This is a genomic window from Sphingosinicella ginsenosidimutans, from assembly GCF_007995055.1.
Lineage (GTDB): Bacteria > Pseudomonadota > Alphaproteobacteria > Sphingomonadales > Sphingomonadaceae > Allosphingosinicella > Allosphingosinicella ginsenosidimutans.
Genome location: NZ_VOQQ01000001.1, coordinates 1,083,701 through 1,109,191, shown reverse-complemented (window position 1 = coordinate 1,109,191; position 25,491 = coordinate 1,083,701). Strand labels below are relative to the sequence as shown.

27 protein-coding genes are annotated in these 25,491 nt (G+C 68.4%); 17 read left to right on the top strand and 10 right to left on the bottom strand.

What is annotated here, in order from left to right; all coding sequences use genetic code 11:
- Positions 1 to 57: 57 nt before the first annotated feature.
- The 4 genes from FRZ32_RS05480 to FRZ32_RS05465 all read right to left on the bottom strand — a co-directional run bounded on the left by FRZ32_RS05480 (position 58) and on the right by FRZ32_RS05465 (position 3,608).
- Positions 58 to 1,965: a ribonucleoside-diphosphate reductase subunit alpha gene (locus tag FRZ32_RS05480; RefSeq protein WP_147042569.1), complete on the bottom strand. Its 1,908-nt coding sequence runs from the start codon at positions 1,963 to 1,965 to the stop codon at positions 58 to 60.
- Positions 1,966 to 2,325: 360 nt separating this feature from the next.
- Entirely contained in the window at positions 2,326 to 2,844 is a 519-nt protein-coding gene (locus tag FRZ32_RS05475) for a hypothetical protein (RefSeq protein WP_147042568.1), read from the bottom strand.
- Complete coding sequence (locus tag FRZ32_RS05470) at positions 2,844 to 3,080, bottom strand: helix-turn-helix transcriptional regulator (RefSeq protein ID WP_147042567.1); 237 nt, start codon at positions 3,078 to 3,080, stop codon at positions 2,844 to 2,846. Before FRZ32_RS05470 ends, FRZ32_RS05475 begins: the two co-directional genes overlap by 1 nt.
- Before the next feature lie 27 nt (positions 3,081 to 3,107).
- Entirely contained in the window at positions 3,108 to 3,608 is a 501-nt protein-coding gene (locus FRZ32_RS05465; RefSeq protein WP_147042566.1) for a winged helix-turn-helix transcriptional regulator, read from the bottom strand.
- A 93-nt stretch (positions 3,609 to 3,701) separates the two neighbouring features.
- On the opposite strand from FRZ32_RS05465, the gene FRZ32_RS05460 reads away from it, so the two are divergent.
- From FRZ32_RS05460 to FRZ32_RS15210, 4 genes are all read left to right on the top strand, one after another.
- Entirely contained in the window at positions 3,702 to 4,358 is a 657-nt protein-coding gene (locus FRZ32_RS05460; protein ID WP_147042565.1) for a dihydrofolate reductase family protein, read from the top strand.
- Entirely contained in the window at positions 4,355 to 5,005 is a 651-nt protein-coding gene (locus tag FRZ32_RS05455; RefSeq protein ID WP_147042564.1) for a glutathione S-transferase family protein, read from the top strand. Before FRZ32_RS05460 ends, FRZ32_RS05455 begins: the two co-directional genes overlap by 4 nt.
- Positions 5,006 to 5,305: 300 nt before the next feature.
- Entirely contained in the window at positions 5,306 to 5,545 is a 240-nt protein-coding gene (locus FRZ32_RS05450) for a type II toxin-antitoxin system HicB family antitoxin (protein ID WP_147042563.1), read from the top strand.
- Positions 5,546 to 5,561: 16 nt separating this feature from the next.
- Positions 5,562 to 5,708, top strand: coding sequence for a hypothetical protein (locus FRZ32_RS15210; RefSeq protein WP_158635842.1), 147 nt, complete (start codon positions 5,562 to 5,564; stop codon positions 5,706 to 5,708).
- A gap of 2 nt (positions 5,709 to 5,710) precedes the next feature.
- On the opposite strand, the gene FRZ32_RS05445 is transcribed toward FRZ32_RS15210, so the two are convergent.
- From FRZ32_RS05445 to FRZ32_RS05435, 3 genes are all read right to left on the bottom strand, one after another.
- Entirely contained in the window at positions 5,711 to 5,890 is a 180-nt protein-coding gene (locus FRZ32_RS05445) for a PspC domain-containing protein (RefSeq protein ID WP_147042562.1), read from the bottom strand.
- Positions 5,891 to 6,276: 386 nt separating this feature from the next.
- Positions 6,277 to 6,711, bottom strand: coding sequence for a hypothetical protein (locus FRZ32_RS05440; protein WP_147042561.1), 435 nt, complete (start codon positions 6,709 to 6,711; stop codon positions 6,277 to 6,279).
- Positions 6,712 to 6,777: 66 nt separating this feature from the next.
- Positions 6,778 to 7,077 (bottom strand): hypothetical protein, encoded by a 300-nt coding sequence (locus tag FRZ32_RS05435; RefSeq protein WP_147042560.1) that lies wholly within the window; start codon positions 7,075 to 7,077, stop codon positions 6,778 to 6,780.
- A 105-nt stretch (positions 7,078 to 7,182) separates the two neighbouring features.
- On the opposite strand from FRZ32_RS05435, the gene FRZ32_RS05430 reads away from it, so the two are divergent.
- Complete coding sequence (locus FRZ32_RS05430; protein ID WP_147042559.1) at positions 7,183 to 9,015, top strand: ABCB family ABC transporter ATP-binding protein/permease; 1,833 nt, start codon at positions 7,183 to 7,185, stop codon at positions 9,013 to 9,015.
- A 2-nt stretch (positions 9,016 to 9,017) separates the two neighbouring features.
- Here FRZ32_RS05430 and recF read toward each other — a convergent pair whose 3' ends face one another.
- Entirely contained in the window at positions 9,018 to 10,076 is a 1,059-nt protein-coding gene (recF, locus tag FRZ32_RS05425; RefSeq protein ID WP_147042558.1) for a DNA replication/repair protein RecF, read from the bottom strand.
- A 149-nt stretch (positions 10,077 to 10,225) separates the two neighbouring features.
- Here recF and FRZ32_RS05420 point away from each other — a divergent pair, with 149 nt between their 5' ends.
- Entirely contained in the window at positions 10,226 to 11,404 is a 1,179-nt protein-coding gene (locus FRZ32_RS05420) for a phospholipase D-like domain-containing protein (RefSeq protein ID WP_147042557.1), read from the top strand.
- 3 nt (positions 11,405 to 11,407) lie between these two features.
- Here FRZ32_RS05420 and FRZ32_RS05415 read toward each other — a convergent pair whose 3' ends face one another.
- Together FRZ32_RS05415 and FRZ32_RS05410 are read right to left on the bottom strand one after the other, a co-directional pair.
- Positions 11,408 to 12,025 carry a class I SAM-dependent methyltransferase gene (locus FRZ32_RS05415; RefSeq protein WP_147042556.1) on the bottom strand — a complete coding sequence of 206 codons (618 nt, stop codon included), beginning with the start codon at positions 12,023 to 12,025 and terminating at the stop codon, positions 11,408 to 11,410.
- 155 nt (positions 12,026 to 12,180) lie between these two features.
- Complete coding sequence (locus FRZ32_RS05410) at positions 12,181 to 14,481, bottom strand: CDC48 family AAA ATPase (protein ID WP_147042555.1); 2,301 nt, start codon at positions 14,479 to 14,481, stop codon at positions 12,181 to 12,183.
- 291 nt (positions 14,482 to 14,772) lie between these two features.
- On the opposite strand from FRZ32_RS05410, the gene FRZ32_RS05405 reads away from it, so the two are divergent.
- The 11 genes from FRZ32_RS05405 (at position 14,773) to FRZ32_RS05355 (ending at position 25,488) form a co-directional block, all read left to right on the top strand.
- Positions 14,773 to 15,642, top strand: a complete 870-nt coding sequence (locus tag FRZ32_RS05405) for a LysR substrate-binding domain-containing protein (RefSeq protein ID WP_147042554.1) — start codon at positions 14,773 to 14,775, stop codon at positions 15,640 to 15,642.
- Between the two features lie 51 nt (positions 15,643 to 15,693).
- Complete coding sequence (locus FRZ32_RS05400; protein ID WP_147042553.1) at positions 15,694 to 16,608, top strand: cation diffusion facilitator family transporter; 915 nt, start codon at positions 15,694 to 15,696, stop codon at positions 16,606 to 16,608.
- Between the two features lie 51 nt (positions 16,609 to 16,659).
- The gene (gene ptsP, locus FRZ32_RS05395; protein WP_147042552.1) at positions 16,660 to 18,933 is read left to right on the top strand and encodes a phosphoenolpyruvate--protein phosphotransferase; all 2,274 of its coding nucleotides are present in this window, start codon (positions 16,660 to 16,662) and stop codon (positions 18,931 to 18,933) included.
- Between the two features lie 91 nt (positions 18,934 to 19,024).
- The gene (locus tag FRZ32_RS05390) at positions 19,025 to 19,906 is read left to right on the top strand and encodes a helix-turn-helix domain-containing protein (protein ID WP_147042551.1); all 882 of its coding nucleotides are present in this window, start codon (positions 19,025 to 19,027) and stop codon (positions 19,904 to 19,906) included.
- An 82-nt stretch (positions 19,907 to 19,988) separates the two neighbouring features.
- Entirely contained in the window at positions 19,989 to 20,873 is an 885-nt protein-coding gene (locus tag FRZ32_RS05385; protein ID WP_147042550.1) for a YbgF trimerization domain-containing protein, read from the top strand.
- 40 nt (positions 20,874 to 20,913) lie between these two features.
- Positions 20,914 to 21,846, top strand: coding sequence for a tRNA lysidine(34) synthetase TilS (gene tilS, locus FRZ32_RS05380; RefSeq protein ID WP_147042549.1), 933 nt, complete (start codon positions 20,914 to 20,916; stop codon positions 21,844 to 21,846).
- A 115-nt stretch (positions 21,847 to 21,961) separates the two neighbouring features.
- A complete protein-coding gene (locus FRZ32_RS05375) occupies positions 21,962 to 22,567 on the top strand; it encodes a helix-turn-helix transcriptional regulator (protein WP_147042548.1) in 606 nt (201 codons plus the stop codon).
- A 550-nt stretch (positions 22,568 to 23,117) separates the two neighbouring features.
- Positions 23,118 to 23,879: a FadR/GntR family transcriptional regulator gene (locus FRZ32_RS05370; protein ID WP_158635841.1), complete on the top strand. Its 762-nt coding sequence runs from the start codon at positions 23,118 to 23,120 to the stop codon at positions 23,877 to 23,879.
- Between the two features lie 43 nt (positions 23,880 to 23,922).
- Positions 23,923 to 24,543 carry an alpha-ketoglutarate-dependent dioxygenase AlkB gene (locus tag FRZ32_RS05365; protein WP_243445202.1) on the top strand — a complete coding sequence of 207 codons (621 nt, stop codon included), beginning with the start codon at positions 23,923 to 23,925 and terminating at the stop codon, positions 24,541 to 24,543.
- Between the two features lie 145 nt (positions 24,544 to 24,688).
- On the top strand, positions 24,689 to 25,240 hold the full coding sequence (locus FRZ32_RS05360; RefSeq protein WP_147042546.1) for a hemerythrin domain-containing protein: 552 nt from the start codon (positions 24,689 to 24,691) through the stop codon (positions 25,238 to 25,240).
- An 11-nt stretch (positions 25,241 to 25,251) separates the two neighbouring features.
- Positions 25,252 to 25,488 carry a hypothetical protein gene (locus tag FRZ32_RS05355; protein ID WP_147042545.1) on the top strand — a complete coding sequence of 79 codons (237 nt, stop codon included), beginning with the start codon at positions 25,252 to 25,254 and terminating at the stop codon, positions 25,486 to 25,488.
- The last annotated feature ends 3 nt before the right edge of the window (positions 25,489 to 25,491 follow it).

Here is a 25,491-nt window from a genome sequence, read left to right as displayed (position 1 = left end):
GGCCGCGCTCACCCGGCCGTGTCGCGATCCCCCTCTCCCGCCGCGGGAGAGGCGCCGTTACTGGCACGCAAGGCACTCGTCATAATCGGTGCTCTCGACGTTGATCTCGCGCAGCTCGGGCGTGTTGTCGGCCTCGACGCCGCCAGCGAAACCGGCGCGCTGCACGCTCTTCGAGCGCAGATAATAGAGCGATTTGATGCCGAGCTCCCACGCACGATAATGGAGCATCAGGAGGTCCCACTTGTCGACGTCGGCCGGGATGAACAGGTTCAGCGACTGGGCCTGGTCGATATAAGGCGTGCGATCGGCGGCGAGCTCGAGCAGCCAGCGCTGGTCGATCTCGAAGCTGGTCTTGAACGTGTCCTTCTCGTCCTGGGTCAGGAAATCGAGATGCTGGACGCTGCCCCCGCGCTCCAGGATCGAGTTCCACACGCTGTCGCTGTTCTTGGACTTCTCCTTGAGCAGCGCCTCCAGGTGCGGGTTGCGGATCGACCAGCTGCCCGACAGCGTCTTGTGGGTGTAGATATTGGCCGGGATCGGCTCGATGCAGGCCGAGGTGCCGCCGCAGATGATGCTGATCGACGCGGTCGGCGCGATCGCCATCTTGCAGGAAAAGCGCTCCATCACGCCTTGGTCGGCGGCGTCGGGGCAGGGCCCCCGCTCGTGCGCGAGCATCATCGATGCCTCGTCCACCTGGGCGCGGATGTGGCGGAAGATCTTGAGGTTCCAGCTCTTCGCCATCGCGCCCTCGAACGGAAGGCCGCGCGCCTGGAGGAAGGAGTGGAAGCCCATCACGCCAAGGCCCACGCTGCGCTCGCGCGCGGCGCTATATTTGGCGCGCGCCATCTCGTCGGGCGCACGATCGATATAGTCGGTCAGCACATTGTCGAGGAAGCGCATGACGTCCTCGATGAAGCGCTTGTCGCCGTTCCACTCGTCCCACGTCTCGAGGTTGAGCGAGGACAGGCAGCACACCGCGGTGCGGTCCTTGCCATGCTGATCGCGGCCCGTCGGCAGCGTGATTTCCGAGCACAGGTTCGAGGTCGAGACCTTGAGGCCGACGTCGCGCTGATGCTTGGGCATCGAGCGATTCACCTGGTCGATGAAGATGATATAGGGCTCGCCGGTCGCGAGGCGGGTCTCGACCAGCTTCTGGAAGAGCGCCCGGGCATCGACGGTGCCGCGCGCCGATCCGTCCTTGGGCGACTGCAGCGTCCACTCGGCGCCGTCGCGCACCGCCTCCATGAAGGCGTCGGAGACGAGGACGCCGTGGTGGAGGTTCAGCGCCTTGCGGTTGAAGTCGCCGGACGGCTTCCTGATCTCCAGGAACTCCTCGATCTCCGGATGCGAGATATCGAGATAGCAGGCAGCCGATCCGCGCCGCAGCGAGCCTTGCGAGATTGCCAGCGTCAGCGAATCCATCACCCGCACGAAGGGAATGATGCCGCTCGTCTTGCCGTTGAGGCCGACCGCCTCGCCGATGCCGCGGACATTCCCCCAATAGGTGCCGATGCCGCCGCCGCGCGCGGCGAGCCAGACATTCTCGTTCCAGGTGCCGACAATCCCCTCGAGGCTGTCCGAGACCGAATTGAGGTAGCAGGAAATGGGCAGGCCGCGACCGGTGCCGCCGTTCGACAGGACCGGCGTCGCCGGCATGAACCACAATTTCGAGATATAGTCGTAGAGCCGCTGGGCATGGTCCGCATCATCGGCATAGGCCGAAGCGACGCGGGCGAAGAGATCCTGGAACCGCTCGCCGGGGAGCAGGTAGCGGTCCTGCAGCGTATCCTTGCCGAAATCGGTGAGCAGCGAATCGCGGCCATGGTCGATCTCGATCGCGAACGCGCGCGGCGCGACCGATTTCGAATCGATCGCGGCCTCGCTCTTGCGGGCCTTCTTCACGGGCGTTTCCAGAATCGTCGCCACGTCGCTCGCGCTCACTTCGCTGCTGCCGGACAAGTCCATAGCTTACCTCATGTTCCCCATGCGTTCCAGCGGAACGTCCGCTCATCCTAGGCGCATTTTCGGGGAATACATGGCCTAAATCGGGTTCTTCCCCGATATCCACAAGGGCCGCGCGAGCCCTTCGCCGGCAACAACCGGCGTCGGGCGCTCTCCACAACCCTTAGTGCTCCCCCTATCGAGCGCCACTAGCCATAGTGTTTGAAATGGGAATCTGGCGCAAGAGGGTAAATCGCCGTTAACCCTGATAAAAGCGCGACTTTGGCGGTTTCGCAGAGGTCGTTGCGGGTGCGAAATTATCCTGCGGGCGAGGCGCGCGCATCGCCGGCCAAGGCGGCGGCAGATCAATGCGCGTGGCCCCTCTCAGCCGTCATCCTCATCCGGCCGCGGCAGCAGCCAGCTCGCGATCAGCACGGGCAGCAGGCGGGCGGCGGCGATGAAAGAGAGGCCAAGGAAGACCCACTCGGCCGGTCCGGCCGGGGCCCAGGCGCGACCGAAAACCGGTGCGAGCCCGAGATAGAAGCAGCCGGCCGTCGTCGAAAGGGTCATGATCGTGCCGGCGATGCAGCCGGCTCTGGCGCGGACCGCCATCTCGCGCTCGTCCAGCGCGCCATCGGCGTCCGGGATCAGCCGCGGCCCGAAATACGGGACGACCTGCGCCGCGCCGAATGCGAAGTAGAACAGCGCGGCCCCGACCAGTCCGACGCGCCAGTCCCAATGGCTGCGGCTGCCCGCGACATAGAGCGCGTAACCCGCCGCAAGCGCCGCGAGCGCGACCAGCGGCCACCAGCGAAGGCTGCGCGCGCGCGGGCGGCCATGAATGGTCAGCGAATCGAGGCGCGTCGCGTGGACGAACCGGTCGAGCGAGGCGGGGACGTCCATCATCTTTCTCCGGTGAAGCGAAGCGCGTCGGCGATCGGGGGGAAGGGGCGAAGCGAGAAGATCGATTCGACGGGCACGTCGAAATGCGCCGCGATCTTCAAGGCGAGTTCGAGGCTCGGCTTGTAGTCGCCGCGCTCCAGGTAGCCGATTGTCTGCGGGTTCACGCCGACCGCCTCGGCCAAGGCGCGGCGCGAGAGGCCGCGATCGGCCCGAAGCAGCGCGATTCGGTTATCCATGTGCATGGACTAGATGATTTATTGTGTTTACACAATGGTCCGTTTGGCAGGCGCAAGTGCTTCATAGGCCGCCTGGAGGCGAGCGAGGACCGATGGCTTCCCGCTCGGCGGCTGGCCGAGATGGGCGGTCCGCAGCTCGTCCATGAAATCGGCCCACAGCGCCGGCCCGCCTTCCTCGAGCAGTTGCGCCCGGATCGAGAGTTCCGGCGTCACCGGCAGGTGGCGCCGTCCCCAGGCGCCCATCTGGACGAGCAGCGGCACCAGCTGGATCGCCCTTTCGGTGAGGCTGTAGCGCGCCTTCTGCTTGTGATCGGGATCGTCCGCCCGGGTGAGCAGGCCGAGCGCGACCAGCCGCTTCAGCCGGTCCGCGAGGATGTTCGAGGCGATCTTTTCCTCCGATTCGCGGTGCAGGACCCGGAAATAGCGGCGGTCGCCGAACATGATGTCGCGGATGACGATCAGGCTCCAGCGATCGCCAAGCACTTCGAGCGTCAGGTTGATCGGGCAGCCGGAGCGCAGATCGGTCATGGGCGACACCCCATTCAAAAACCGCTTGCAATTTAATAGCGGTCTGCCTATCCGACAAGCGGTTGCAAATCAAAAGCGGTTGTGGAGGATGAAATGAAGGTGCGTGTTTCGGCGTTCAGCCTGTCCATCGACGGATTCGTGGCCGGCTCCGATCAAAGCCTCGCCGATCCGCTCGGCAAGGGCGGGGAGGCGCTCCACGAATGGATGTTCCACACCCCCACCTTTCGCGCGATGTTCGGCGAGGAGGGCGGCGACGACGGGATCGACGAGCGCTTCGCGGCCCGGAGCATGGCCAATGTCGGCGCCTGGATCCTGGGGCGCAACATGTTCGGGCCGGTGCGCGGTCCCTGGCCCGACGACGCGTGGAAAGGCTGGTGGGGCGAAGAGCCGCCCTATCATGTCCCGGTCTTCGTCCTCACCAACCACCCGCGCGATCCGATCGCGATGAAGGGCGGCACGGTGTTCCATTTCGTCACCGACGGGGCCGAGGCGGCGCTCGATCGCGCGAGGGAGGCCGCGGGCGGCAAGGACGTGCGGATCGGCGGCGGCGCCGCGACGGTGCGCCAATATCTCGAAGCGCGCGCGATCGACGAGCTCCATGTCGCGGTCGCGCCGATCCTGCTCGGCCGCGGCGAGCCGCTCTGGCAGGGGCTCGATCTTGCCGCGCTCGGCTATAAGGTGACCGACTCGGTCGCCGGCGAGAAGGCGACCCACCTCATCATCGAACGCCAGGGGGAGACGGCGCAATGACCCTCACGCTCCATGCCCATCCGCTGTCTTCCTATTGCTGGAAGGTGCTGCTCGCGCTCTACGAGAACGGAACCGAATTCGCGTTCGCCCAGGTCGATCTCGGCGACGAGGCGGGGCGCGCGGCGTTCATGGCGCTGTGGCCGGTCGGCAAGATGCCGGTGCTGATCGATCGCGATCATGTGATCGTCGAATCGAGCATCATCATCGAGCATCTCGACACCCATCACCGCGGACCGGTCCGGCTGCTTGCGCACGATGCCGATCCGGACATGGCGCTGAAGGCGCGGCTGATGGATCGCATCTTCGACAATTATGTCATGGGCCCGACGCAGGCGATCGTCGGGGATCGGATCCGGCCCGACGGATCGCACGATCCGCTCGCGGTGACGCAGGCGCGCGCCATGCTCGACCGGGCCTATGGCTGGATCGAGGGCGAGATGGTTTCGCGAACCTGGGCGGCGGGCGAGAATTTCGGCCTCGCCGACTGCGCGGCCATGCCGGCGCTCCATTATGCCCAAAGGGTGCATCCGTTCCGCGATCGCTTCCCGGCGCTCGCCGCCTATCAGGACCGGCTGGAGGCGAGGCCGTCGGCGAAACGGGTCCTCGCCGAGGCGGCGCCCTACGCGCATTTCTTCCCGGCGGGTTGAGCGGCTCCGCCGCGAACGGCAACGATGTCGATGCGCTGATGCGCGGCGGCGACTGAGGCGATTGGGGCCGACGCCACGCGGACGCCGGCCCCTCCCCCGATACGCGACACGAGGGAACCAGGGTACCGACGCGAAGATACGCGCCGCGCCGGTGCCCCGTTCCAATGGCGATTCGGGATTGAGCGAAGACTGAACATGTCCGTTATCGTTCGTTCATCGAAACGGACCGGCGGCATTTGACTCGCCGGCCCGGCGGGAGGAACATCCGCCGGTTGCGACCGGAGTCGCGGGAGACTCGCCATGATCAGCTACGCTCTTCAGCTCGCCACCCGCTATGACGGGCTGGTCATCGCAAGCTTCCCGGACCTTCCGGGCGTAAGCGCGCTGGGGCGCGACGATGACGAGGCGATCGGCGAGGCGCGCCGGGCGCTGGAGGAGGCGATGGCCGGCTATGCGCGCGACGGCGTGGCGCCGCCGCCGGCCAATGCGCGGGCGGCGGTGAGCGTCAGCGTGCCGCGGCCGCTGCCGATCCCGGCCTGAACGGCGGTCGTTCGCAATGGATGATAAGGGGGACCCGGTCCGCGATGCGGCGGATCAGGCGCGGCAGGCGGCGCAGCTTGCGCGCGTGGCCCTGATCGTCGCGGCGATCGCGTTCGCGCTGTCGATCCTGGGCATCTTCCTGCCGCTCCAGCTGGGCAACTAGGCTCAGTCGCCGAGCCAGGCGGCAAGGATGTAGAGGGCGACGGCGATGGGGCCGAGCGCCAGCAGCGCGCCGAGGGCGGCGAACCGGATGAAGATCGGGTCGCAATCGACGGTGCGGGCGATGCCGGCGCACACGCCGAGCAGCTTGCCGTTGGCTTTGTCCGGTGCGTAGCGGGTGGTCATTTCGTCAATCCCTGTGAACTGGCTGCATCGGGGCGAGGGCCGGAATGGCCCCCTGCCGGAGCAGGGGGGTTAGATCATGGTGGCCGGGCCAACCGCGGCGGAGAGGAACAGGCTGCCGACCAGCAGCGCGCCGAGGGCGGAAACGACCAGCGACTGAACGTTGTAGAGCGAAACCGACATTTTAATTCTCCCTGATCCCGACCGCCGGACCATCCGACGATCATGCCAGGGACTGTGCAGCGCCCGTGCCAAACGCAGAAAACGGCGGAAATCCGCGCTTTTTGCCGATCACGTGATTTCGGGGCCGTTTCGACATCGCCAATAGACGGCAATCTACGCCAACTTTTGGTGTCCGAAATCGAACGCTGGTGATCGCCAGCGGGCGGTCAGTCGCCGATCGCCGGTTCCGTGTGGTCCGGCGTGGCGGGCGGGGCGGCCGAAACCAGCCCTTCGCCGATCGCGCCGCCGACGAGCGGGGCGACGATGCCGAGCGCCTGGAGCCAGCCGGGCATCGGCAGCAGGAGGACGGTCGCCAGTGCGTAGAGCCCGAACAGGATGATGACCGTCCAGGCCGCCCAGCGCTGGCGGGAGATCGCCTTCGCCACCGCCCCGGCCGCGAACCCGCCTGCGAGCCAGGCGACGACGAGCGTGAGGCGCGCGCCGAGCGGCATGTCGCCGAAGGCCGATCGCACGCCATCGGGAGTCATCTCGATGGCCCGCTGCAGTGGTGTCGGGAAGAGCCAGCCGCCAATCACCGCGACGCACGAAGCGGCTGCCAGCGCGACGACGATGCCGACGATGATTCCCAGGAATGCGCGCATTTCGATCTCCCCCTTGTTCGCCCCGCCTATCGCAGCGGCCCCAGCCGTGCGAGCGCTCGGCGGCGTCTAGCGGCGATTGACCGACGACGCATCCGCATAGCGAGGCGAGGGAAGGACGCTAGGCAGCACGCCGCCGCGCGGCAACAGGATCTCGCTCGCGCGGATGGTGGCGGCGGCCGATCCCGCCGGCCGGCACTGCGCGAAGAGCGTCGGATAATCGGCGTCGGACCGGGCGAGCTCCCCCTCGGTCGCCGCGAGGCACGCGGCCTCGCTCCGATAGGGTGTCTCGACCGTGCGCACCTGCTGACAGGCGGCATCGCCTTCGCCGCACCCCAGGATCGCCATGACGAAAAGCACCGGTCCCATTTTCCGCTCCTTTGAGCGCACAATGTTCAGGTCGCGACTGTCGTTCCCTTCGTTGCGCGCCCGTTATTTGGGAAAGGCGGCGCCATCGCCTATCTAGCGACGAACATGGCGAACGAGGCGACAGAGGAGACGGCACCGGCCGAGCCGACATTCGCGGTGCTGCGGCGGTTCCTGCCTTATCTGTGGCCGGCGGGCGAGCCGGGCCTGAAGGCGCGGGTCGTCGTCTCGCTGCTCCTCGTGCTCGCCTCGATCGGCGTCACGACCCTCGTCATGCCGCTCGCCTATGGCGCGGCCGTCAACCGGATGACGGCGGGGCTGGAGCCGGCGGCGGCGGTCGCCATCGCCCTCGTCGCCGCTTATGCGGGCGCGCGCTTCGGCGGGGTGCTCGCCGACAATCTCAGGAACGGCATATTCGAACGGGTCGGCCAGGACGCGACCCGCCGGCTCGCCGAGACGACCTTCCGCCACCTTCACGACCTGTCGCTGCGATTCCATCTCGAGCGGCGGACGGGCGCCGTCACCAAGATCGTCGAGCGAGGGACCAAGAGCATCGACATGATGCTCTATTTCCTGCTGTTCAACATTGCGCCGACGCTGGTGCAGCTCGTCATCGTCATGGGGCTGTTCTGGGTGAAGTTCGGCTGGGGCCTCGTCCTTGCGACCGCGGTCATGGTCGCGCTCTACATCCGCTACACCCGCATGGTGACCGACTGGCGCACGCAGCTGCGCGTCGCGATGAACGATCTCGACACCAAGGCGGTGGCCCGGGCGGTGGACAGCCTGCTCAACTACGAAACGGTCAAATATTTCGGCGCCGAGGAACGCGAGGCGCGGCGCTACGGCCGGGCCGTCCGCAAATATGCCGACGCCGCGGTCAAGAACGAGACCAGCCTCGCCTGGCTCAACGTCGGCCAGTCGTTCATCACCAACGCGATGATGGCCGGCGCGATGGGCTTCGTCGTGTGGGGCTGGAGCGAGGGGCGCTTCACGACGGGCGATCTCGTCATCGTCAACACGTTGCTCGCGCAGCTCTTCCGGCCGCTCGACATGCTCGGCATGGTCTATCGCACGATCCGGCAGGGACTGATCGACATGGACGCGATGTTCACGCTGGTCGATACGCCGGCGGAGATCGTCGACGCGCCGGGTGCGCCGGATCTTCGCGTCGCCGCCGGTCACATCCGTTTCGAGGACGTGCATTTCGGCTACGAGCCGGGACGCGAAATCCTGAAGGGCGTCGATCTGGAGGTGAAGCCCGGAACGATGACCGCGGTCGTCGGCCCCTCGGGCGCCGGCAAATCGACCCTGTCGCGCCTCCTGTTCCGGTTCTACGCGCCGACCGCCGGGCGGATCACGATCGACGGGCAGGATATTTCAAGCGTGAAGCAAGCCAGCCTGCGGGCCGCGCTCGGCATCGTCCCGCAGGATACGGTGCTGTTCAACGACACGATCGGCTACAATATCGGCTACGGCAAGGACGGCGCCACCGACGAGGAGGTCGCGGCGGCGGCGCGGGGCGCGGCGATCGACGGTTTCATCGCCTCGCTGCCCAACGGCTATGACTCGATGGTGGGCGAGCGCGGGCTCAAGCTGTCGGGGGGCGAGAAGCAGCGGGTCGCGATCGCGCGCACCCTGCTCAAGGACCCGCCGATCCTGATCCTCGACGAGGCGACGAGCGCATTGGACAGCCGCACCGAGGCGGCGATCCAGGAGACGCTGAACCATGTCGCCAGGCGGCGCACCACCATCGTCATCGCCCATCGGCTTTCGACCGTCGTCGAGGCCGACCAGATCGTCGTGCTCGATCAGGGCCGCATCGCCGAGCGCGGCACCCATGCCCAGCTGCTGCGCGCGGGCGGCCTCTATGCCGAGATGTGGACGCGTCAGCAGAGCGAGCGCGAGCAGGAAGGCGAGGGCGCGGTCGAGGCCGCCGAATAAGCTCAGCCGCCGAGCGCGATCCGGGTGGCCGCCCCGATGCCCTCGAACAGGGCCGGCTCCGTGCCCGTCATCCACACCTGCCCCTTGCCGGCGAGCCGCTCGAACAGCGCGCCGCGGCGCACTGGATCGAGATGGGCGGCGACCTCGTCGAGCAGCAGGATCGGGCGGCGCGCCGTCGCGTCGGCGACAAGATCGGCATGGGCCAGGATGATGCCGATCAGCAGCGCCTTCTGCTCGCCGGTCGAGCAGAGCGCGGCGGGCTGGCTCTTGCCGACATGGGTGACGGCAAGATCGGTGCGGTGCGGGCCGACGAGGGTGCGCCCGGCGGCGGCGTCGCGCGCGCGATCGGCGGCCAGCGCGGCGGCGAGATCGGGCACCTCGCCGCCTTCGAGCGCGATCGCGGCGCGGGCGAAGGGGCCTTCGGGCGCCTCGGCGAGCCGCGACGAGAGCGCGTCGACCGTCGCCTGCCGCGCCTCGGCGAGCGCCGCGCCATGTTCGGCCATGCGCGCCTCCAGCGCGGTCAGCCAGTCGGGGTCCGCCGCGTTTTCGGCGAGAAGCTTGTTGCGCGCGCGCATCGCCGCCTCGTAGCGCGCGGCATGGGTCGCGTGGCCGGGGCGGAGCGCGAGCACCAGCCGATCGAGGAAACGACGCCGCGCCGATGCGGTGTCGACGAAGAGCCGGTCCATTGCTGGCGTGAGCCACAGCACCGACAGCCATTCGGACAGCGAATTGGCCGACGCCGGCGCGCCGTTGATCCGCACCTGACGGCGTTCGGGCGCGCCGGCGAGCGTGCCGGTGCCGACCCTGATCTCGCCCTCCCCGTCCGTCGAGGCGCGCAGATCGGCCGCCACCGCGAATCCGCCCGTGCCGCCCTTGCGCGCCATCTCGCCAAGGCTGGCGCCGCGCAGGCCTCGACCCGGCGAGAGCAGCGAGACCGCCTCCAGCGCATTGGTCTTGCCCGCCCCGTTCTCCCCGGTCAGGAGGACGAAGCCGTCGCCGAGCGTGAAGGCCGCATCGGCATAGGACCGGAAGTCGGCCAGGCTGAGGCGCGAGACATGCACCGAACCGCCCTAAGCCCAATCGGCAGCCAGCGAAACATCTCCCCTCCCGGCCAGGGAGCCGGAGTTTTCGATCGAGTCCGGCCAGCCAACCGATGCCTTCGGTCGCACGCGCCTTCCCCGCGCCGCCGCGTCCGGCTAGGCCGGGGGCGATGGCAGATGCGGGACAGACCGAATCGTCGCGGCTCGCGCCGGTCGACATCTCGGGCAACCGGCTGACGCTGCTTCCCGAAGGGCCGCAGCGGCTGGAGGCGCTGATCGACCTGATCGACGGTGCGACGGAATCGCTCCGCCTGCTCTATTATATCTGGTGCGACGATCCGGTGGGCCGGCGGGTGCGCGACGCGCTGGTGCGGGCGCAGGAACGCGGGGTTCAGGTCTCGCTCCTGATCGACGATTTCGGCGCATCCGGCGCGCCGGCCGGATTCTTCCAGCCATTGATCGATGCCGGCGCGCGCTTCTGCCGATTCGTGCCGCGCTGGGGGCGGCGCTATCTGCTCCGCAATCACCAGAAGCTGGCGCTCGCCGATGGCGCGCGCACGATCATCGGCGGCTTCAACATTTCGGCCGATTATTTCGGGCGGATCGAGGACGGGGCGTGGCGCGATCTCGGCCTGATGGTGGAGGGGCCGAGCGTCGCCTGCCTCACCGGCTATTTCGAGGCGGTGTTCCGATGGGCGGAGGATGACGACGATTCGATCCGCAAGCTGCGGCGCATGCTCAGCCGCTACAGCACGCGGGACGGCGCGCTCTACTGGCTGTTCGGCGGCCCGACGCGGCGGCTTTCCCCCTGGGCCCGTTCGCTGAAGGGCGACATGATGGTGGCGACACGGCTCGACATCCTGGTCGCCTATTTCGCGCCGAGCCTGTCGATGTTGCGGCGGATCTTCGGCGTGGCGAAGCGCGGCCGCGCCCGGGTCATCACCCCGGCGATCACCGATCATCAATGGACGATCAATTCGAGCCGCTTCTTCTACGGGCGGATGCTGAAGCGCGGGGTCGAGGTCTACGAATATCAGGCGACCAAGCTTCATTCGAAGCTGATCGTGCTCGACAATGTCGTCCATATCGGATCGGCCAATTTCGATCTCAGGAGCCTCTATCTCAACCTGGAGATGATGCTTCGGATCGACGATGCCGACTTCGCCGAGATGATGCGCCGCTTCGTCGACGGCGAGGCGGCGGCGAGCAAGCGCATCACGCGCGAGGCGCATCGCGCCAATTCGACCTGGTGGAACCGGCTGAAATGGAGCGTCGCCTGGTTCCTGGTTGCGACCGCCGACTACAATCTGGCCAAAAGGCTGAACTTCACGCCGCTGCGGCGGCGCTGAGGGCTACGACTTCCAGCCCCAGAAGAGGTGGCAGGGGGGCACGTTGACCCACTCGAAGCCCTTGTCGATCCGGTCGAAATGCGGCGCCATGAAATCGCGCACCTTCGCCTTGAACTGATAGACCAGGAAGGCACCGCCGGGACGGAGCGCCTTGTAGGTTTCCTCGGCGATCTTCGGGCCGACGCCGGCCGGAAGGGTCGAGAAAGGAAGGCCGGACAGGATGTAGTCGGCATGATCGAAGCCGCAATCGGCGATGATCTGCCGAACGTCCGCCGCCGAGCCGTTGATCGCGAGCAGGCGGCTGTCGGTGAACTTGCCGTCGAGATAGCGGATGAAATCGGGATTGGTGTCGATCGCGATCAGCGTCGCATCGGGGGCCATGCGCGCCAGGACATGTTCCGTGAAGGTGCCGACGCCCGGGCCATATTCGACGAACAGCTTGCAGTTCGCCCAATCGACGCGGCCCAGCATCTTGTCGATCACCGCTCTGGTCGACGGGATCACCGAGCCGACCATCACCGGATGTTTGATGAAGCCGATCAGGAATTGCCAGAGCGGGCCGCCCCCCGTCGCCCGCGCGTAACGTCGATCGCGCGGGGCCTGCTCAAGTGATGCTGACATATTCGCTTCCATTCGAAGAAAGGTGACGGGTTCGCAAATCGGCGCGGCCTTGGCAAGCGGCAAGCTGGACCTGACCCGGAACGAACCGGGCGGTGCGCCAGGCGATCAACGCCCGATCCGCACGGCTGTTTCCGGCCGCCCGCGACGGCCGCGCGTCAGGCCTTCGACCCGCGCGGCGTGAGCATCCCCGGGGTGATGAAGCCGATTCCCGACGTGCCGGCGCTCATCGCGTCCTGCTTCAGGCTCGCCTGGATCTGGGCATATTCATTTTCCATTTCCGCCGTCACCGAGGCGCGGGTCTCCGCCAGTGCGCGATTGAATTCGGCCATCGTGACGCTCGTCGCCTCGATATGCTCGCGCAGCGCCATCAGGCCGGCGCGGCGGACCAGGTCCTCAAGGTCCGCTCCGGTGAAGCGCTCCGTCTTGGCCGCGAGCAGGTCGAGATCGACATCGTCGGCCAGCGGCATCCCCTTGGTGTGGATGCCAAGGATGTGGCGCCGGCCCGCCTCGTCGGGGACGGGAACGTAGATCAGCTCGTCGAAGCGGCCCGGCCGAAGCAGCGCCGGATCGATCAGGTTGGGCCGGTTGGTCGCGCCGATGACGACGACCGACTGGAGTTCCTCCAGCCCGTCCATCTCGGCAAGGATCGTGTTGACCACCCGCTCGGTCACCTGCGGCTCGCCGAGCCCGCCGCCCCGCGCCGGGACCAGGCTGTCCAGCTCGTCGATGAAGATCACGGTCGGCGCGACCTGGCGGGCGCGGGCGAACAGGCGCGCGATCTGCTGCTCGCTCTCGCCATACCATTTGGACAGGAGGTCCGAGCTCTTGGTGGCGATGAAATTCGCCTCCGCCTCGCGCGCGGTCGCCTTGGCGAGCAGCGTCTTGCCGGTGCCCGGCGGTCCATAGAGCAGGAAGCCCTTGGCCGGGCGGATGCCGAGCCGGCGGAAGCTCTCGGGATGCTTCAGTGGCAATTCAACGCCCTCGCGCAGCCGCTCGCGGGCCTCGTCGACGCCGCCGATATCGTCCCAGCCGACATCGGGCATCTGCACCATCACCTCGCGCATCGCCGAGGGCTGGACGCGCTTCAGCGCTTCCTCGAAATCCTTGCGGGTGACCGACAGGTTGTCGAGCACCTCGGGCGGGATCGTGCCGTCCTCCAGATTGAGCTTTGGCATGATCCGGCGCACCGCCTCGATCGCCGCCTCACGGGTGAGGGCGGCAAGGTCGGCGCCGACGAAGCCATAGGTCTGGCGGGCCAGCAGCTTGAGATCGACGCCGTCGGCGAGCGGCATGCCGCGGGTGTGGATGGCGAGGATCTCGCGCCGGCCGTTCTCGTCCGGCACGCCGATCACGATCTCGCGGTCGAACCGGCCGGGCCGGCGCAGCGCCTCGTCGATCGCCTCGGGACGGTTGGTCGCCGCGATGACGACGAGGTTCTGGCGCGGCTCCAGTCCGTCGAGCAGGGTGAGCAGCTGGGCGACGAGGCGCTTTTCGGTCTCGCCGGTCACCTGGCCGCGCTTGGGCGCGATCGAATCGATCTCGTCGATAAAGATGATCGAAGGCGCGGCCTTGCCCGCTTCCTCGAACAGCTCGCGCAGCTTCTTCTCGCTCTCGCCATAGGCCGAGCCCATGATTTCGGGGCCGGCGATATGGAAGAAGCTGGCGTCGCTTTCGTTGGCGACCGCGCGGGCGAGCCGGGTCTTGCCGGTGCCGGGCGGGCCATGGAGCAGCACGCCCTTGGGCGGATCGACGCCGAGCCGCTCGAAAATCTCTGGATAGCGCAGCGGCAGCTCGACCATCTCGCGAAGCTGGTCGATCGTCGAGCCGATGCCGCCGAGATCGTCATAGGTGACGTCGGCGCGGCGCTTCTCGTTCGCCTCGGTATATTCGGGGCGCAGCTCGACCTCGGTATTGGCGTCGATGAGGACGATGCCCTTGGGCGCGGTCGACACGACGACAAGGCGGATTTCCTGCAGCGCATAGGCCGGCGCGGTGAGCATCTGGCGAAGCTCGGGCGGGATGTCGCCGCGGGTGATCTGCTGCTGCCCGGTGGTCGAGACGACGTCGCCGGCGGTGAGCGGCTTCATCCCGAAGCTGCGCTTCAGCGCCTGGGCCGAGCCCTGGAGGCGGAGATTCTTCTGCGCCGGCGCGAAGACGACGCGCTGGGCCGGCTTGGCCTCGGCCTTGCGGATCTCGACGAAATCGCCCGATCCGATCTCGGCATTGGCGCGCTGGAGGCCGTCGAGTCGGATGATCTCCAGCCCCTCGTCCTCGGGATAGGGGCCGACGGCGCGGGCCGGCGTGGCGCGCTTGCCGACCAGCTCGATCACGTCGCCCTCGGCCAGGCCCATCTCGGTCATCAGCGCGCGCGGCAGGCGGGCGATGCCCCGGCCGCTGTCGTCGGGCCGCATCGTCGCGACCTGGAGCCGTCTCGCCTTGGATTCGCTATCGGCCATGCTCGTCTCCTTGCCAGCGCACCCACATAGGCAGCGCTTGGGGATCGGCCAACCGGGCGCGGACAAAAAGAAAGGCCGACCCGAAGGCCGGCCTGAAAGTTTTTAGGAGAGGATGCCTGAAAGGCAGGGGCTTTTTGCGGCCGCGAAGGATTTTGTGCAAGTGCGAAGAAAACATTCGCACATGCAACTTTTGCATCTTGAATCCGACTGGATTCCGGGGGAAAACAACGCAGGACCGCAACGCGGCGTCGTCCAAATGCAATGTGCGCCGCACAAAAGTGGAGGCCGGCGATGAAAAGGCTCCCGCCCCTGACGGCCGTCGAGGCCTTCGTCCAGACCGCCCGGCTCGGTTCGGTCAAGGCCGCCGCCGATGCGCTTGCCTTGTCCTCCCCCGCGCTCTCCCGCCGGATCCAGGCGCTTGAACGCCATGTCGGGAGGCCGCTTTTCGAGCGCGGCCACCAGTCGGTGCGCCTGAACGCCGACGGCGCCCGGCTGCTGGCGGACCTCGGTCCGGCGCTCGATGCGCTGGCTCGGGCGATGGTGCTGCCGGCCGATGGCGATGACGCGCTTCGTCTGCGGCTCGGTGTGCCGCCGCTTTTCGCCTCCTTCCGCCTGATCCCGAAGCTCGCGGAGCTGCGCGCGCGCCATGCCGACCTGCATATCGATCTCGACACCGGCCCGGGCGCCCTTGCCCGGCTCGATGACGAGCTCGATGCGGCGATCGTCCTGACCCGGGCGGTCGATCCGGCGCTTTACAGCCGCACCATCCCGACGGGCGGGATCGTCGCGATCGGATCGCCCGAGACGGCGGCGCGCTTCAGGACCCCCGCCGATCTGGCCCGCGCGACCGTGCTCGTCCACCGCGACCTCCCCGACGCCTTCGATTCGTGGCGGCGGGCGGCGGGGGTGCCGGGGCTCGCGCCGGCGGAACTGGACGAATTCGATTCCGGCCAGGTGATGCTCGGCTCGGCCGCGCAGGGCCTCGGCATCGCCTTCATGTTCGAGGCGCATCTGGACGGCGCCAGCGATCCCCGGCTGGTGCGCCTGTTCGACGTGGTCGCCACCAGCGCCCATGCCTATCGCTTCGCCTGCCGCCGCGCGGCGCTCGATCGGCGGCCGGTGCGCCTGTTCCACGACTGGCTCGTCGAAACGCTGGGCTAGTATCACATCGGCGCCTCGCGCTAGTCATCCCTCGGGGCAGCGGAGGCGAATGTGGCCGGGCATCATCATGGACACAGCCACAACGGCCACAGCCATGGCCCGGTCGATTTCGGCCGCGCCTTCGCAATCGGCATCGCCCTCAACACGGGCTTCGTGCTGGTCGAAGCCGGGGCCGGCCTCATCACCGATTCGATGGCGCTCCTCGCCGATGCCGGGCACAATTTCTCCGACGTCGTGAGCCTTGCGATCGCCTGGGTCGGCGCCGGCCTTGCCCGGCGACCGCCGTCGAGCCGCTTCACCTGGGGCTATCACGGGGCCTCGATCCTCGCCTCGCTCGGCAATGCGGTGCTGTTGCTCATCGCGTTGGGGGCGATCGCGGCCGAGGCGGTGCAGCGGCTGCTGGCGCCCGAGCCGGTTTCGGGCGGCCCGATGATCGCCGTGGCGGCCGTTGGCGTCGTCATCAACCTTGCCACCGCGCTGCTTTTCGTCCGCGGGCGCAAGCGCGATCTCAATATCCGCGGCGCCTATCTTCACATGGCGGCGGATGCCGGGGTCTCCGCCGGCGTCGTCGTCGCGGGCGGCATCATCCTCATGACCGGCGCCGCGTGGGTCGATCCGGCGCTCTCGCTGCTGATCGCGGCGGTGATCTTCTGGAACAGCTGGGGCCTGCTGCGCCAGTCGGTCTTCCTGTCGATGGGCGCGGTGCCCGACGGGATCGAGCCGGAGGAGGTGCGCGCGGCGCTCGCCGGCCTGCCCGGCGTCGCGGCGGTGCACGATCTCCACATCTGGCCGATGGGCACGGCGGCCGCGGTGATGACGACGCATCTCGTCGTCGCCGGCGGCCATCCGGGCGATGCCTTCCTCGCCGACGCGCAGCGGCTGATGCACGACCGCTTCGGCATCGGCCACGTCACCATCCAGATCGAGCTCGGCGACGCCGGCTGCGCCCCCTGCGAGGCCGGCTGAGCCGTCGTTCCCGGCATTGGAAGCGGCCGCGCTTTCTGATAGCCGCGTGTCATGCCCACCACCTCCGCCGCCTCCGCGCGCGAGATCCTGACCGGCCTGCACGAGGTCATGGCCTCGAAGGCGAGCGCGCAGGCAAAGCTCAACAAGGTGGTGAAGATCATCGCCGATGCGATGGCGAGCGAGGTCTGCTCGATCTACCTGCTGCGCGACGGCCTGCTCGAACTTTATGCGACCGTCGGCCTCAACCAGAGCGCCGTCCACGTCACCAAGCTCGCGCTCGGCGAAGGCCTGGTCGGATCGATCGCGCGCGATGTCGCGGTGCTCAATCTCGCGGAAGCGGCGGGTCATCCCGAATTCGCCTACCGCCCCGAAACGGACGAGGAACTTTTCCATAGCTTCGCGGGTGTCCCGATCGTGCGCAAGGAGCGGGCGATCGGCGTGCTGGCGGTCCAGCATGCCGATCCGAGGGCCTATGACGAGATCGAGATCGAAGCGTTGCAGACGGTGGCGATGGTCCTGTCCGAACTGATCGCCAATGCCGGGCTGGCCGATCGCGCGGTCCAGGCCTCGGATCCGGCGCGCGACGCCGGGACCGCGCGGCTGATGGGCCTCAGGCTCGTGGTCGGCATGGCGCGCGGCCACGCCGTCTATCATCAGCCGCGAATCCTGATCGAGCATACGGTCGCCGAGGATATCGAGGTCGAGCGTCATCGCGTCCTTTCGGCCTTCTCGCGGATGCGCGAACAGATCGACGCGATGACCGGCCAGGCCGAATTCGGCACGGTCGGCGAACATCAGGAGGTGCTCGAGACCTACAAGATGTTCGCCTATGACGAAGGCTGGGCGCGGCGGATCAACGAGGGCATCGATTCCGGCCTCACCGCCGAGGCGGCGATCGAGCGCGTCCGCCAGCGGATGCAGCAGCGCATGCGCCAGATCGACGATCCGCTGCTCGCCGATCGGATGCACGATCTCGACGATCTGTCGAACCGGCTGCTTCGCATCGTGTCCGGCCAGCTCGGCACCGCGGCGCAGATGAGCCTGCCGCAGGATGCGATCCTGATCGCGCGCAACCTGGGGCCGGCCGAGCTGCTCGAATATGATCGGCGCAAACTGAAGGGCGTGATCCTCGAGGAAGGGTCGCTCACCGCGCATGTCACCATCGTCGCGCGGGCGATGGGGGTGCCGATGCTGGGCCGCATCCGCAGCGTTCGCCAGCAGATCGCCGAGGGCGATCTCGTCCTGCTCGACGGCACCGCAGCGGTCGCCTGGGCGCGGCCGACGCCGGCCGTCGCCGAGGCGTTCGATACGAAGCTCAGCGCGAGCCAGCGGCTTCGCGCCCATTATGCCGCGCAGCGCAACCTGCCGCCGGTGACGAAGGACGGCGAGCGGATCATGGTGATGGTGAATGCCGGCCTGCGCGACGATGTCGCGGCGCTCGCGGCCACCGGGGCGGACGGGATCGGCCTGTTCCGCACGGAATTCCAGTTCCTCGTCTCCGCCACCCTGCCCCGCCGCGAGAGCCAGACGCGGCTCTATCGCTCGGTGCTCGAAGCGGCGGGCGACAAGCCGGTCGTCTTCCGCACCGTCGACGTCGGCGGCGACAAGCAGCTGCCCTATCTCGACGGCGGCGACGAGCGGGAGGAAAATCCGGCGATGGGCTGGCGCGCGCTCCGGCTGGCGCTCGATCGCGGCGCGCTGATGAAGGCGCAGGCGCGCGCGCTGGTGGAGGCGGCCGCGGGGCGCGAGCTCGATATCATGTTCCCGATGGTCTCCGAGCCCTGGGAGTTCGACGAGGCGAAGGCCTTGGTCGAGGCGCAGCGCGCCTGGCTTGCCGAGCGCAAGAAAATGGTCCCCCGCGCGGTGCGTTACGGCTGTATGCTCGAGGTCCCGGCGCTCGCGGAGACGCTCGACCTGCTGCTGCCGAAACTCGATTTCGTCTCGATCGGCACCAACGATCTCACCCAGTTCCTGTTCGCCGCCGATCGCTCCAACCCGCGCCTCGCCGAGCGCTATGACTGGTTGTCGCCGGCGATCCTCCGCTTCCTGCGGCGCGTCGTCGCTCAATGCGACGCGGCCGGCGTCCGGGTCGGGGTGTGCGGGGAGATGGGCGGGCGGACGCTCGAGGCGCTGGCGCTGATCGGCATCGGCCTCAAGCGGCTTTCGATCACGCCCGCCGCGGTTGGCCCGGTGAAGGCGATGATCCGATCGCTGGATCGCGGCGCCGCGATGGCGGAGCTCGATCGGCTGCTCGCCGCCCCGCCGCCGAACCTTCGTGCCGCGCTCGCCGACTTTGCCGAGCGCCAGGGCGTCGCGGTCGGCTGAACGTCTTGGCGGCGCGAACTTTTCAAGGCGTCCCTGTTGACAGGCCGGTCGCTCTGCGACCAAGCAACGGCCATAGCGGAGAGCGGATCGCATGACGGCAGACGACGCCCACGAGGAGTCGCGTGGACCGGTGACCATTGGCGAGCGCCTCGCCCATGCGCGCGAGGCCGCCTCGCTGTCGCTCGCCGAGATCGCCGCCCAGACGCGAATCCCGATCCGTCATCTCCAGCATATCGAGGCCGGGGAGTGGGATGCGCTGCCGGCGGCGACCTATGCCGTCGGCTTCGTTCGCTCCTACGCCGAAGCGGTCGGGCTCGACGGCGCCGAGCTCGGCCGCGAGCTTCGCCATCAGCTCGGTGGCTCGGTCCGACGCGCGCCGGCCCCGGAATATTATGAGCCGGCGGATCCCGCGCGGGTGCCGCCGCGGGCGCTGGCGATCGCCGCCGCCTTGATCGCGATCCTGCTCGTCATCGGCTATGCGCTGTGGCGCAGCTCGCTCGGCGACGGGACAACGAGCACGGCGGAAGCCCCGCAGGCGCAGCTTCCCGTCACGCCCGCGCCCGGAACGCCGCAGCCGGCCGCGCCCGCGCCGGCTGCGCTCGCCGGGCAGCCGGTCACGCTGACCGCGACCGGGGAGGTGTGGCTCAAGATCACCGAGGGCGCGAGCGGCCCGTCGCTGTTCCAGGGAACGCTCCAGCCCGGTCAGACCTTCACCGTGCCCGCGACTGCCCAGCATCCGCTGCTGCGGACCGGCCGGCCCCAGCTGCTTCGCGCCAGCGCGGGCACGCGCGATCTCGGCATGCTCGATACCAGCGAGCACACGGTCGCCAATGTGAGCCTGCTGGCCCAGGACATCGCCACTCGCGCCTCGTCGGCGCCCCCTTCCGCCACCCCGGCGGCGGCGCCGTCGTCGCCCGCGCCCGTGCCCGTGGCGCCGGGCGCCGAACCGTTGAACGCCGCGACCGCTTTCTAGGCCGAGGCGATCGGTCGGGGGTGGCGGGCGGTGCCGTCCTTTCCTAACATGTCGTCGAAGCCGTCACCCACGGGGATCCCACATGCGTAAATTGCTTATCGCCTTCGCCCTTGCCGCCAGCGCCGCCACCGGCGCGATCGCCCAGAGCGGGCCGCAGCCGATCGAGCGGCGCGTCGGGCGGCTGGAGCAGGAGATGCGGGCCGTGCAGCGCCGCGTCTTTCCGGGCGGCCAGCCGGGGGTGGTCGAGCCGGAAATCCGCCCGATCGCGCCGGCCGGGCCGACGAGCGACGTATCGGGCGATGCATTGGCGAGCCTTGCCGAGCGGGTCGATGCGCTCGAGGCGCAGCTGCGGTCGATCACCGGACAGGTGGAGGAACAGGGCCACCGCACCCGCCAGCTCGAGGCGCAGCTGACGCAGTTGCGCGCCGATCTCGGCGGCCGGCTCGATCGGCTGGAGCAGAATGCGCCGGCGGTGAACCCGGCGCCGCCGATCCCGGCGGGGCCTGCACCGGCGGCCCCGGCGGCCGATGATCCGGCCGCGGCACCCTCCGGCGCCACCGATCCGGCCGAGGAAGCCTATAATGCCGGCTATCGCCTGTGGGCCGCGCAGAATTTCGCCGAGGCCCAGCGCGCGCTCAACACCGCGGCCACCCGCTATCCGAACAGCCGCTGGACCAGCTGGATGCGCAATCTCCAGGGGCGCGCCTATCTCGACGACGACAAGCCGGCGACGGCCGCGCGCATCTTCCTCGACAATTACCAGAACAATCCGCGCGGCGAGCGGGCCGCGGACAGCCTTTATTTCCTCGGCCAGGCGCTCACCCGGCTCAATCGCCGCCCCGAGGCGTGCCGGGTCTATGACGAGCTGGCGCAGGTCTATCCCAATATGCGCGACTATATCCGCACCCGGCTTCCCCAGGCGCGCACCGACGCGCGCTGCGGCGCCGGCGGCGGCAACGCCCGCTGACCCGGTTTGCTCGCGCGCGGCGAGCGCCTAAACGGGCGTCATGCCCGATCCCGCCCTCGTTCGGCGCTTCGCCGATGATCTCGACGCGCTGATCGGCGCCGGCGGACGCGTCGGCGTCGCGATCTCGGGCGGGCCGGATAGCCTCGCTTTGCTCCTGCTGACTGCCGCGGCGCGCCCCGGGCGGCTCGAGGCGGCCACGGTCGATCACGGATTGCGCGAGGAAAGCGCGGGGGAAGCGCGGTTTGTCGCGGAAACCTCCGCGCGCCTCGCCATTCCCCACACGATCCTGCGCCCGCCGTCGCCGATCCGGGGCAATCTCCAGTCGGCCGCGCGCGCCGCGCGCTACGCTTTGCTCGAAGAGTGGCGCGCCGCGCGAGGGCTGCATTATGTGCTCACCGCCCATCATGCCGACGATCAGGCCGAGACGCTCCTGATGCGGCTCAACCGTGGCTCGGGCCTTGCCGGCCTGTCTTCCATCCGGGCGACCAACGGCCATGTCGCGCGACCGCTGCTCGGCTGGCGCCGCGCGGAGCTTGCCGCCGTGGTCGCCGCGGCGGGGCTGACCTGGATCGAGGACCCGAGCAACGCCGATCCACGCTTCGATCGGGCCCGGCTTCGTGCCCATCTCGGGGCGGCCGGCTGGCTCGATCCCGCCGCGCTCGCCCGCAGCGCCGGCGCCCTCGCCGCGGCCGGAGAGGCATTGGAATGGTCAGCAGACCGCCTCTGGGCCGAGCGCGCCGCGCCCGACAATGACGGTCTGGTCGTCGATACAAGCGGGCTGCCGGTGGAGATGGTTCGCCGGCTGGTGCTGCGCGCGCTTGGCGAGGTCGCGCCGGGCGCGGCGCCGCGCGGCGCGGAACTCATGCGTCTCATCGCCGACCTGGAGGCCGGCCGGACGGCGACTCTCGCCGGCGTCAAGGCGCAGGGCGGCGATCGGTGGCGCTTCGCACCCGCGCCGCCGCGGCGCAGATAGTTTCGCTATCGGAAGGACTTGGCGCGCGCGGGGGCGCGTGCGGGAGTCGACCCCGAGTAAAATTACCGTATAAAGTCGCCCGATCGCCCATGGTCGGGCGGTGCGGGGGACGGGGATGGATGTCGCGCTGAACGCCCAGCCGGATGGGCCGGCCGCCGATCCGCTGGCGGCCCGGCTCGCGCTTACCTGGCTCGGCGTCGATGCGACGCCGCGCCTGATCTGCACGCAATGCTGTTCGCTGCTCTGGACCAATGGCGCCGGCCAGGACGCCCTCGCCCGCGGCGGCGCGCTCGAGCTTCGCGACGGGCTGCTCCAGGCCGGCGACCGCAACGGCCAGTATCTCTTTGCGCGATTCGTCGCCGAACTCGGCCCGCTGCCCGGATCGGTCGCGCTGCCCTTCCCGGACGGCGATGGTCACCTGCTGCTGCGGGGGCGGCAGATCGGTGGCGACAGCGGGTCGCGCTATCTCGGGATCGCCTTCCATCCGACCGGCAGCGGCTTTCGCGCGCTCTACGCCGATCTCGACAAGGTCTACCAACTGACCCCGGCCGAATATCGCGTGCTCGGCGAGATGATCGACGGCCGCACCGCGGATGCGATCGCCCGTCTGATGAAATTGTCGATCGAGACGGTGCGATCGCACATCCGCCACATCTATTCGAAGCTGCGCGTGTCCTCGCGCGAGGAATTGTTCAGCAGGATCAGCCCGTTCCGGCTGTGATCCAGCGCCTTCCCCCCTCCCCCGAAGGGGGACAATCCGGGCGGCGATCGCGGGAGCAGGTTTGGAGACGGCCCGTCGCGTCCGTCCGCCCGGTACGAAATGGGGAAGAGACCCGTTTCGTACCCTTACACCTAAGCCACTGGATTCGCGGCATCAACCTGCGGATTTTTCGGTATCGGCAATGCGCCGCCGGCGGCGATGATCGCTTCGAACGCGATCGAAGGAATCGCAAGTGAAGGGACGGCGTTGCGCGAAGCGACGGCGCTGCGCCTGCGTGCAAGAAGTCATCCGGATCCGAAAACATCTTCCAAGTAAACATATGGACCGGCTCAATTTGAATTGAGTCGTCGACAATAAGTCGACGAATTGCGCGAAATTGAGATGGCAGGGCACGCGGCCGGCAAGGCGGCATATCCACATGAATTATTTTAATTTCGCGTCGGGTGGCCGAGTTATCCCTTGCGGAGGTTCCTCGAGTGTGATGACTAGGGAGATGGGGGATATCGTCGTGAATCGCGTCTCGGGCGGAAGGCTCGCGGAAATTAAGGTCGTGGCCAGGGCCCAGCCGGCCGTCCGCAAGGCGGCAATGGCGCTGCGCGCGGATTCGCTCGCGGCCGAGCCCGGCGGCTTCCTCGGTTCCGAAGATGAGCTGATCCTTCGTTACCGGGTCAGCCGGCCGACGTTGCGGCAGGCCGCCGCGTTGGTTGGTCAGGAGCAACTCGTGACGGTCCGTCGCGGCGCCGGTGGCGGCTATTTCGCGCTGCGCCCGGACGTGTCCGGCATCGTCCACATGTCCGCGATCCTGCTCGAGCTCCAGGGCGCCCGGATCGAGGACATGCTGCGCGCCATCGAGGGAATCCGCCTCGAGCTGATCGCGCTCGCGGCGACGACCGCCGACGATGAGGTACTCGAGCGGCTCGCCGCCTTCGTCGCGAGCGACGAGGCGATTGCCGAGGCCGATTATGATTTCGCGCATTTCGTGGAGGCTGAGCGCAGTCATAACCAGATGGTTGGCGAGGCTTCGGGCAACGTCGTCCTCCACCTGTTTCTCCAGATCGTGATCGAACTGGTGTGGACGCGTCGTCCGCCGGAAGATGCCCTGCTCGGGCCGAGGGCGCGCTATCTCGAATGGCGGAGCCTGCGTAACCGGATGATCCGCGCCGTCGTGGCGCGCAATGCCGAAGGAGCCCGGAGCGCGGCGCGACGCTGCGGCGCTCGGGTCCGTGAGTGGCTCGACGAGGATGCCAAGCATGCGGCGGCGCGGCGGCGCACCCACAACCGGACCCGTCACGGCTATCGGCGACGCGCCTGATCCCTCGCCCGGCCGGGGCGGACATTCGGCGGCGAAGAGCCAGATGGGCGGCGGCGATTTCACGGCTGGCGCGTTGCAACAGTCGATGGACGATCTCTTTGCGTTCCCGCTCGTGCCCGGCCTTGCCTATGCGGACGCCTTCCTCACTTCCGAAGAGGAGCGGGCGCTGATCGCCGCGATAGACCATGAGGCGCTGGCGCCGTTTCGATTTCACGGCTGGACCGGCAAGCGGCTGACCGCGTCGTTCGGATGGCATTATGATTTCGACACCGCCGCCTTCGCGCCCGCAGACCCCATCCCGGCTGCGCTGCTTCCCGTCCGCGCGCGGGCGGCCGCCTTTGCCGGCCTCGATCCCGATGCGTTCGTCCAGGCGCTGCTGATCCGCTACGATCCCGGTGCCGGCATCGGCTGGCATCGCGACCGGCCCGTCTTCGAACATGTCGTCGGCCTGTCGCTCGGCGCCGAGGCGGTGCTGAGGCTGCGCCGGCGACGGGCCGGGGGCGGGTTCGCCCGGGCATCCCAGCCGCTGGCGCCGCGATCGATCTACCATCTCACCGGCGAGGTGCGCCACGAATGGGAGCACAGCATCGTGCCGATGGAAACGACACGATGGTCGATCACCTTCCGCAGCCTTTCGCAGCGTGGCCGCGCGATAGGCGGCTGAGGTTCGGCCCGGGGGTGCCGGGGACCGACGACCGCGGCGCGGCTTGATTCCCGCTCATTTTCAGGAATCCGGTCAATCTCACGGCGCGCCCGGAACCGCGGCGTGGCGACATGCGCTTCTCCCTTCAACCCTGAAGGAGCAAATCATGTCCATTCTCGACAAGGCGATCGCCGCGGTGACCCCACCCGAAAGTGCGGAGGATCGCGCACAGGCGCGGCGCAAGGCGCGCGAACTCGCGACGCCGGGCGACTGGCTGAGCATCATCATCGACCATCACGAGCGGATCGAGCAGGCCTTTGCGAGCGTGAAATCGGCCAACGAGACGTCGTCGCGCCGCGAGGCCTTCAAGGCGCTCGCCATTCTTCTCAACGGCCATTCCGCCGCGGAGGAAGCGGTCATCTATCCCGAGATGACCGAGGCCGGGCAGAAGGGCCACGCCGCGCTGGCTTATGAAGAGCAGTCGATGGTCAAGGTGCAGATGGCGCTGCTCGAGACGATGGAGCCGATGAGCCAGGACTTCATCGACAAGCTCGAACATATCGAAGGCGCGGTCGCGCACCATGTCTATACCGAGGAAAAGACCTGGTTCCCCGAGCTCAAGGAAAGCGCGCCCGCCGGCGACCAGAGCCGCCTCGCCCTGCGCTATCGCGAGGAATTCGATCGCTATGCCGGCGCCGATCTCCTCGCGACCGCCTGAGGGAGACGATCGTGGCCAATCTTCTTGGAGCCCTGATCGGGGCGGCAATCGATCGTGGCGACGGCGACAGCGGAATCAAGGGCGCGATCGTGGGCACGATCGCCGAAAGCGCGATCCGCGCGGCGCTCCCGATCGCCGCCACCTGGGCGCTCGGCTGGGCCGTCCAATATGGCGCCCGCAAGGCGTGGCAGGCGGCGGTCGGGCATGATCCTGTCGATCCGCAGAGCGGCGCGCTCGCGGCCGGCTGACCT

What these genes read in the sequence shown, in the direction of transcription:
- FRZ32_RS05480 (WP_147042569.1), bottom strand. Translation starts at nt 1,965, where the DNA reads ATGGACTTGTCCGGCAGCAGCGAAGTGAGCGCGAGCGACGTGGCGACG.
- FRZ32_RS05475 (WP_147042568.1), bottom strand. Translation starts at nt 2,844, where the DNA reads ATGGACGTCCCCGCCTCGCTCGACCGGTTCGTCCACGCGACGCGCCTC.
- FRZ32_RS05470 (WP_147042567.1), bottom strand. Translation starts at nt 3,080, where the DNA reads ATGGATAACCGAATCGCGCTGCTTCGGGCCGATCGCGGCCTCTCGCGC.
- FRZ32_RS05465 (WP_147042566.1), bottom strand. Translation starts at nt 3,608, where the DNA reads ATGACCGATCTGCGCTCCGGCTGCCCGATCAACCTGACGCTCGAAGTG.
- FRZ32_RS05460 (WP_147042565.1), top strand. Translation starts at nt 3,702, where the DNA reads ATGAAGGTGCGTGTTTCGGCGTTCAGCCTGTCCATCGACGGATTCGTG.
- FRZ32_RS05455 (WP_147042564.1), top strand. Translation starts at nt 4,355, where the DNA reads ATGACCCTCACGCTCCATGCCCATCCGCTGTCTTCCTATTGCTGGAAG.
- FRZ32_RS05450 (WP_147042563.1), top strand. Translation starts at nt 5,306, where the DNA reads ATGATCAGCTACGCTCTTCAGCTCGCCACCCGCTATGACGGGCTGGTC.
- FRZ32_RS15210 (WP_158635842.1), top strand. Translation starts at nt 5,562, where the DNA reads ATGGATGATAAGGGGGACCCGGTCCGCGATGCGGCGGATCAGGCGCGG.
- FRZ32_RS05445 (WP_147042562.1), bottom strand. Translation starts at nt 5,890, where the DNA reads ATGACCACCCGCTACGCACCGGACAAAGCCAACGGCAAGCTGCTCGGC.
- FRZ32_RS05440 (WP_147042561.1), bottom strand. Translation starts at nt 6,711, where the DNA reads ATGCGCGCATTCCTGGGAATCATCGTCGGCATCGTCGTCGCGCTGGCA.
- FRZ32_RS05435 (WP_147042560.1), bottom strand. Translation starts at nt 7,077, where the DNA reads ATGGGACCGGTGCTTTTCGTCATGGCGATCCTGGGGTGCGGCGAAGGC.
- FRZ32_RS05430 (WP_147042559.1), top strand. Translation starts at nt 7,183, where the DNA reads ATGGCGAACGAGGCGACAGAGGAGACGGCACCGGCCGAGCCGACATTC.
- FRZ32_RS05420 (WP_147042557.1), top strand. Translation starts at nt 10,226, where the DNA reads ATGGCAGATGCGGGACAGACCGAATCGTCGCGGCTCGCGCCGGTCGAC.
- FRZ32_RS05415 (WP_147042556.1), bottom strand. Translation starts at nt 12,025, where the DNA reads ATGTCAGCATCACTTGAGCAGGCCCCGCGCGATCGACGTTACGCGCGG.
- FRZ32_RS05410 (WP_147042555.1), bottom strand. Translation starts at nt 14,481, where the DNA reads ATGGCCGATAGCGAATCCAAGGCGAGACGGCTCCAGGTCGCGACGATG.
- FRZ32_RS05405 (WP_147042554.1), top strand. Translation starts at nt 14,773, where the DNA reads ATGAAAAGGCTCCCGCCCCTGACGGCCGTCGAGGCCTTCGTCCAGACC.
- ptsP (WP_147042552.1), top strand. Translation starts at nt 16,660, where the DNA reads ATGCCCACCACCTCCGCCGCCTCCGCGCGCGAGATCCTGACCGGCCTG.
- FRZ32_RS05390 (WP_147042551.1), top strand. Translation starts at nt 19,025, where the DNA reads ATGACGGCAGACGACGCCCACGAGGAGTCGCGTGGACCGGTGACCATT.
- FRZ32_RS05385 (WP_147042550.1), top strand. Translation starts at nt 19,989, where the DNA reads ATGCGTAAATTGCTTATCGCCTTCGCCCTTGCCGCCAGCGCCGCCACC.
- tilS (WP_147042549.1), top strand. Translation starts at nt 20,914, where the DNA reads ATGCCCGATCCCGCCCTCGTTCGGCGCTTCGCCGATGATCTCGACGCG.
- FRZ32_RS05375 (WP_147042548.1), top strand. Translation starts at nt 21,962, where the DNA reads ATGGATGTCGCGCTGAACGCCCAGCCGGATGGGCCGGCCGCCGATCCG.
- FRZ32_RS05365 (WP_243445202.1), top strand. Translation starts at nt 23,923, where the DNA reads ATGGGCGGCGGCGATTTCACGGCTGGCGCGTTGCAACAGTCGATGGAC.
- FRZ32_RS05360 (WP_147042546.1), top strand. Translation starts at nt 24,689, where the DNA reads ATGTCCATTCTCGACAAGGCGATCGCCGCGGTGACCCCACCCGAAAGT.